General features: G+C 65.7%; 7 protein-coding genes and 1 pseudogene. 3 read left to right on the forward strand and 5 right to left on the reverse strand.

Going from position 1 to position 6,661, the window contains the following annotated elements; genetic code table 11:
- Positions 1-266: 266 nt before the first annotated feature.
- Together ACZ6S0_RS23320 and ACZ6S0_RS23325 are read left to right on the forward strand one after the other, a co-directional pair.
- On the forward strand, positions 267-1,526 hold the full coding sequence (locus ACZ6S0_RS23320; RefSeq protein ID WP_465921152.1) for an SMI1/KNR4 family protein: 1,260 nt from the start codon (positions 267-269) through the stop codon (positions 1,524-1,526).
- Positions 1,527-2,049: 523 nt separating this feature from the next.
- A complete protein-coding gene (locus ACZ6S0_RS23325) occupies positions 2,050-2,916 on the forward strand; it encodes a S1 RNA-binding domain-containing protein (protein ID WP_465921153.1) in 867 nt (288 codons plus the stop codon).
- 59 nt (positions 2,917-2,975) lie between these two features.
- On the opposite strand, the gene ACZ6S0_RS23330 is transcribed toward ACZ6S0_RS23325, so the two are convergent.
- The gene (locus ACZ6S0_RS23330) at positions 2,976-3,713 is read right to left on the reverse strand and encodes a hypothetical protein (protein ID WP_465921196.1); all 738 of its coding nucleotides are present in this window, start codon (positions 3,711-3,713) and stop codon (positions 2,976-2,978) included.
- A gap of 118 nt (positions 3,714-3,831) precedes the next feature.
- Here ACZ6S0_RS23330 and ACZ6S0_RS23335 point away from each other — a divergent pair, with 118 nt between their 5' ends.
- Entirely contained in the window at positions 3,832-4,038 is a 207-nt protein-coding gene (locus ACZ6S0_RS23335; protein ID WP_465921200.1) for a hypothetical protein, read from the forward strand.
- Between the two features lie 393 nt (positions 4,039-4,431).
- On the opposite strand, the pseudogene ACZ6S0_RS23340 reads toward ACZ6S0_RS23335, so the two are convergent.
- From ACZ6S0_RS23340 to ACZ6S0_RS23355, 4 genes and pseudogenes are all read right to left on the reverse strand, one after another.
- Positions 4,432-4,743: pseudogene (locus ACZ6S0_RS23340) on the reverse strand (TniQ family protein); the annotation flags it as partial.
- 91 nt (positions 4,744-4,834) lie between these two features.
- Entirely contained in the window at positions 4,835-5,251 is a 417-nt protein-coding gene (locus ACZ6S0_RS23345; protein ID WP_465921155.1) for a hypothetical protein, read from the reverse strand.
- Positions 5,248-6,090, reverse strand: a complete 843-nt coding sequence (gene istB / locus ACZ6S0_RS23350; protein ID WP_465921159.1) for an IS21-like element helper ATPase IstB — start codon at positions 6,088-6,090, stop codon at positions 5,248-5,250. Before istB ends, ACZ6S0_RS23345 begins: the two co-directional genes overlap by 4 nt.
- Positions 6,091-6,161: 71 nt before the next feature.
- On the reverse strand, positions 6,162-6,661 hold a 500-nt coding region (locus ACZ6S0_RS23355), incomplete at its 5' end, for a Mu transposase domain-containing protein (protein WP_465921162.1).

A 6,661-nucleotide genomic window follows, 5' to 3' on the forward strand; every position in this document is an offset into this window, starting at 1 on the left:
CCGACCTGGGTGCTGTCACTTCGATGGGTGCCGGAACACCGGTGCTCGCGTCATCGAAGCCGGCAGTACCCGGTCGAAGATCAAGTGCCATTGGGCGGAGGCGATGACTCCAAGGATCGAGGTTGTGCTGGCCCAGGGTTGCCAGCGGAGCTTTCAGGGAGTCGGTGTCGGCGTACGGCTTCTCCTGCACAGGGACAGAGCCGGTGAAGGTGCAGAGATGATCAGTATGTGGGTGCTGTCGGGCTCCGGTGCTAGGTTGCGGTGGCATGGCGACATCCTCCCGACAGAAGCCGCCGCTCCTTTATGTGATCGATGAGGACTTCGTCCCGCCCGATCGGGGTGACGAGCAGGAAGGGCCTGAGTCTGCAGTTCCCGCTGGTGATCCGGACGAGGCCGTGCGGCTCTTCCACCACTACCGGCGGCTGATGGCACAGATCCTCGGATACGAGGAGGAACTCCCCGAGCCCGCGAGCGAGGAGGACCTCGCCGCAGTGGAGGAGAAGCTCGGCATTGTGCTGCCTCCAGACCTCCGCGCGCTGTACGGCATCGCCGACGGTGACGGTAACCTCATCACCCCGCTGTTCGACCGGCAAGAGTGGCTCCCTCTTTCCGAGATCGGCGACCAGGATGACGAGTGGTTCGACATCGCGCAGGAATGGAAGTACGAACCCTGGCGCCGGACAGTGTTCGATGCCCAGCCCTCGAATACCGTCCGGAGGTCGCCGCTGCGTCCGGGCTGGATCCGGTTCGCGTTCGACACCGGCGGCAACTGGCTCGCCGTGGACCTGGATCCCGGGCCGAACGGTCGTCCCGGACAGGTCATCCAGGTCGGAGTCGACTACACGAACGGGCCGATGTACGTCACCGACTCGGTGACCACGTTCCTGCGCCGCCTGGTGGAAGCGCTGGAACGCGGTGACTACCGCTGTCACGACGAGAGCCTGTGGATCGAGGCGGACCTGCCGGATCTGCCCGGCGAGCACTCTTGGTACAGCGATGGCCGGCCCTCCCTCGCGCAGGCCATGCAGGCCGGTCCACGTGTGCAGGAGGTTCGGGTGGCCGACGTAGAGGATTGCGCGTTCCTCGCCGCGGTGCCCGATGTGTGTTCGCTGGCGCTGTCGAGCAAGGGTTCGCCCGATCTGACCCCACTTGGTGGCCGTCCGGTGGAGTATCTGGAGCTCGATGTGGACTCGCCCGACCTGACGGCACCGGCCCGAAACCGGGAGCTGCGTTCGCTGTCGGTCACCAGTGTGCGGCCCGTCGAGCTGGCTCCGCTCCGTACGCTGCCGAACCTGTGGGCGCTGGACATCGCGGCGGCATTCGTCGCCGACCTCGCCACGGTGACCGAGCTGAAGGGATTGCGGTACCTGGAGGTGACCCAGGACCAATGGCGGGAGTTGTCGGAATTCGACGACCTGCCGCCGCTGGCCATCGTCGGCATCCACCCCCACCGCCCCGAACGCGACTGGCCGCTCTCAACGGCCTGGGACGTCATTTATGGCAGGTCGCCTTCGCCAACAGCCTGAACCGGTGCCTGGGTGAGGGACTCGCCCAGGCACGCCGGACAGGAGATCGGCACCTTCACGGACGGCTCAACACCAGCCTCGTGCTCACTGAGCACGAACCAATCTCGACGAGCAATGCCACCGGAGCGGACATAAGCAGACCCACGCATGATCGCCAACTCCCGCAAGCCGCTTTCGGAATGATCAGTCACGCCAAGCCCGCTCGGGGGAACATCCGTTCCGCAGGGCCATCCGATCAACCCACGACGCGAACGACTCGCCGTACGCCGGTGTCACCACCAACGCCAGCCGCCGGGGCCAGACCGGCATCATTTCCCGGGCCGAACTTCCCGCCGTACACGCCGCTACTGCCAACCTGACATTGGGGCCGCTAGTTGGCCCGTGGGAGCGATAGATGGCCCGGCTGTCGAGGCGCTGAGAGCGAGATCTGTGACCCTCAGTTATCGATGGCGGTTCCCAGGTGTGGTCGGCGGGTGGGCAGGACGGTTGCAGAGCGCCTGGCATTCGTGGAAGCCTTGGAGTCATGGGGGCAGTGGAGGATGAACAGTCCCTGGCCGCGTTCCTGAGGACGGTGAACGTCGGCGACGTCCTCACCGGAACCGTCGCCGAGGTCACGCGATCGCAGACGACCGTGCTTCTCGACGCCTTCGCCAGTGATCCGGTCGGCACCATCGGCCCGCTCGATCTTTTTTGGCAGTCTGACCCTCTCGAAGTCGGTGGCCGAATCTCCGCCGAGGTGATCGCCGTTGATCTCCGCGAGCAGCAGGTCCGGCTCTCGCGGTCGGCAACGGAGATTCCCCAGCTCTGGGCATATCTGAAGGCGTTGCGTCCGGGGCAGCTGCTGTCCGGCACTGTGGCGGCTATCGAACGCTTCGGAGTCTTTGTCGATCTGGACGATGGACCCGACCATCCCATCTTTCCCGGTGTTGGCTTCATCACCATGCCCGAGCTGTCCTGGCGCCGCTTCGAGGACCCATTCGAAGTTGTCTCCATAGGAGAGCGCGTCACCTGCGAATTCCTCGTCTTCGATACCTATAACGGGGAAGCCCGCCTATCGCTGTGTGCCACCCAGCCCGACCCGTTCCAGGAGTTCGCGCGCCGCGCTCATGTCGGGGAGATCCTGCACGGCTCGGTCACCAAAGTGGTGCCCTTCGGCGTCTTCGTCCGGGTGGCAGACGGCATCGAAGGCCTGGTCCACCTCAGTGAGCTCGCCGCCACGACTATTGGGGCATCAAGGGACGTGGTCCAAGCCGGCGACGAGATCACCGTGATCATCACTGAGATCGACTTGCAGCGACGCCGGCTCGCCCTGTCGCGCCGCCAAGCCGCCGAGAAGCCCTGGGGCCTCCCGCCAACTGCACCGGGGAGTCCGTGCGACCCCGCACGCTGATCTGTCTCCCAGCCGCCATCTATGGCTGGGGGTCACAAGATCAGATCGGCTCGGTCTGATCAGCCGTCGAGCATGCCGTCGATGTGTTCTGCCAACTGGTTGGCATGGTGGAGGAGGATCTTCCTGAGGTGCGCATAGTGCCGCTTCGGACGGATGGTCTGAAAGTGATACCAGGTGTCTTCGTGGCGCCAAGCCTTCTGGACGCCTGAGGGCTGTGCGGCCTCGATCGGTCGTGGGGCGAAGAGGTGTTCGCCTTGGGTGACTTGGGTCCAGACCAGCACGGAAGCGGTTTGGCGCTTGCGGTCTCCCAGGTCTGGCTGGACGGGGCCCGGGGTGGGTGGGAGTTGGGCGACGATGGAATCCCACGTGCCCTGGTCCAGAGACCAGTGCCGAAGAGCATCACGCCGGCGCTGATAGTTCACCTTGTTCGGTGCGGCCTCAATGAGGTTCAGGATTCGTAGCACCGAGTCGTTGAACGCCTGCGGGTCCGGCGACCGCCTTGCCCAGGAGTGAACTGTTCCGGCTGCGGCATAGACGCTGCCGTGGCGCGAGCCGGAAACGATGCCGAGGAACGCAGCGGCGTCTCCGAGTGAACCGCCAGAGATCATCTGGACAAGTCGGAGCATGACGGTGCGTCGTAAGAATGCGGGGTTGATCTTGCCCAGGTGGCGGAAGTGCTGGTCATACCAGGGTTTAGGCAGGAACGCTGGAATGTGTTCCAGCCTCAGCGTCGTCGTCGTCGGATGGGTGGCGAGGCGTCGGCCGCGGGGTGTGCCCTCGCCTCGGCGAAAGCTCACGAGCAGTGGATCGCAAGCATCGTTCAGTCCATCGGAGCAGCGGGACCGCAGGCGCTGGAAGATAGCCCCATGGGGTGTAGCGGGTTTGTCTTGTGCTTTCAGGCAGGAGTGGTCGCAGTTGGGCCCTGACTTCGGCGGGGCTGGGCAGACGGAGTATGTGATCGGCGATGGACAACAGGCCGGAGCAGGCCAGGCTGTCTCGTGGAGGTGTATCGAGTTGCCGCTGATCCGTCCGGGAATGCTGGTAGCGCTCACGAAGGGTTCCTATGACATGCTGCTGCTGCTCAACGTGGCGGTCGATTGCTTCAGCGATCGCAGGCGATGAGGCCATGTCCCGCAACACCGGCCAGGAGGCTGTCACGAGGAATGTGATCACACGCAGGTCGGTGAAGTAGCGGATGGGTCTCGTGGCTTGGCCACAAGCAAGGACGGTGCCGGGGCCGTCGGGGCGGAGGAGATCGAGAAGGCGGTCCTGGAGATCCAGGAGAGCGGTGTTTGGGAGGACGGAGGGGACGTTGCTGGCGGTGTCGAGCCTGGCGCCGCAGAGCGGGGGGACGCGTACTCCCTGGCGGGGTGGAAGTCCCGGGGGATCCGCGCGGCACTGCGCAGGATGAGCCACCCGATTGCCCATGTGCGGCAGAATCGTGCGAATGTGCCCTGGTTTCGTCCAGTGGACAGGATGTTGGCAGCTTGGGCAACGGTCGGCGAGCAGCACCCGATGTCGGGTGCAGGCGAACACCACAGAGAGATACCAGGTCTTGCGCCATGGGCCGCCATGAGCGTTCTGAATCGCTGAACCGTCGCCGGCCAGGCAAAGAGGGCAGTAACGCGTTGCGGGAGCGGACAGCCATGGGTCGGAGCCGACTCTGCTGTGTGCGCGTCGATCGATATAGGTGTCAGGCAGCAGGTAGCGGTCGTCAAGAGTGATGAGCGTGAGGTCGTGAGCTTCAGCCAGAGTGAGGCGAGTCGCAGCAGAGAAGGACGTCCGCGCCTCATCGGAGAGGCGGATCAGCAGATGGTAAGGGACCATGGTTGGAAATGATGAGGCTCAGCGGAAGTGCTCAACGCTGCTTATCGGAAGTGCCCGCTTGGTTGAATTTGAGAGTATGGCTTTCCTGCTGCTATGTCACGGACCGTGACGGCGTGTTGACGTACGCTGCGGCAGGTGTGATGAGTAGGTTGATGACGGCAACCGGTTCATGGCAGTTCGGGCAGTTCTGGACGCTGTTCGGGGCCAGCCCATTGCCGTAGCCGGCGACGTACGGGTCGTACGGTTGTGTGACGGCGTTCGCCGTACTGGCGGCCACGTTCGGGACGTCGCTGGTGACCGGCATGACGGCCTGGTCGCTGGTGGTGTCCGTGTCGGGCGTGCCGGTGGTGCCGGTGGTGTCGTGGTTGGAGGCGCGCCACCAGCGTGCTTTGCAGACGGGGTCGCAGAAGCGTCGTTTCGGGTTGGCGCTGGTCCAGGTGAACGGGGTGCCGCAGGTGGCGCACCGGCGGGTCGCGGTTCGTGAGGTGTTCTTCTTCTTGCTGCTCACGAGCGGGCCTGTCCGGCGGGCTTGCCGGTGACGGCCGAGCGCAGCGAGTTGGCGCGGGCTTGGTGGGAGCGCATCCGGTAGGACGGCCCGTCGATCCCGACGATGATGCCGCGGTGCAGGAGCCGGTCGATGAGTGCGGCGGCGAGCATGGGGTCGCCGAGCCGGTCGGCCCACCCGTTGATGCCGACGTGGCTGGTGGTGATGATCGACCCTTTGAGATAGCGGGCGTTGACCACTTCGAACAGCAGAGCCCGGCCGTCCTCGTCCAGGCGGCGGTAGCCGAACTCGTCGATCACCAAAACGCGTGGCTGGGAGAAGAACCGCAGGCCGGTGTGCAGGCGCTGCTCGGCGACGGCCTTCTTCAGCCTGCGTACGAGATCTTCGCAGGTGGTGAAGTAGGCCTTGTGGCCTTGCTCGGCGGCCAGGCGGGCCAGGCAGATGCTGAGCATGGTCTTGCCGACCCCGGGCGGCCCGACGAAGATCACGTTGGCGGCGTCGTCGAGGAACCGGAGCGTGCCGAGTTCGCGGATCAGCTTTTCGTCGATACCCGGCTGGGCCGAGAAGTCGTAGTCGTCGATGCCCCAGGGGGCGGGCAGGTTCGCGAAATGCAGGCGGGAGGCGAGCTTGCGGTCCTCGCTGGCGTTGACTTCGATGGACAGCAGTTGCTCGATCACCTCCAGCGGGGTGGTGCCGCGGTCGCGGGCGGTGTCCAGCACGGCGGGCAGCGCTTCGGCGGCCGAAGGCATCTTCAGGAACGCCAGATGTGCGCGCAGCCGTTGATAGATCTCCGCCGAGCTGCCGGGCGGGGTGTCCAGGACACCGGTGATGGTCATGGTCATGAACAATCCCTCGATTATTGGATGGTGGTGATCGGCGGCGGGCCCGGTGACGATCGGCCCGCCGCCGGGTGTCAGTCCCCGCAGGCCAGGTCGGCCAGGCCAGCAGGGGTGAGGGTCTGGCTGGCAGCGGCATAGGCGGCGAAGTCGACCACCGGAGCGCCCTGCCCGCCCGCCTGCCCGTTGTGATCCCCAGTGCCGGATAGCCGGGCCCGGACCTGCTCGGCCTCGGCCAGAGCTTCGGGCGAGGGCGGGATCCGCCGCTTGCGCCGGCACGGCGCCGCGGTGTCGGCCGACGCGGCCAGGACGGCCTTCTCCAGGGCGATGACGTGCTCGTCGGCGCGGACGATGACGTGGGCGCCGCGGATCTCGGCACGGTGGCGGGCCAGGGTGTTGCCTGCCGCCGAGATGACGTCGATGACCTCGCTGCCCAGCCGGCGCATCACGTTCACCTGCTGGCTGCGATGTCCGGGCGGGATGGAGTAGAAGTTCCCGTCGAAGGCCACCAGCGCCTGCGCCGACACCGTCCTTTCCACGGTCAAGACGGCGGGGAACGGGGCCGGCAGTTCCATCA

The sequence above is a fragment of the Nonomuraea sp. NPDC051298 genome, assembly GCF_055586305.1.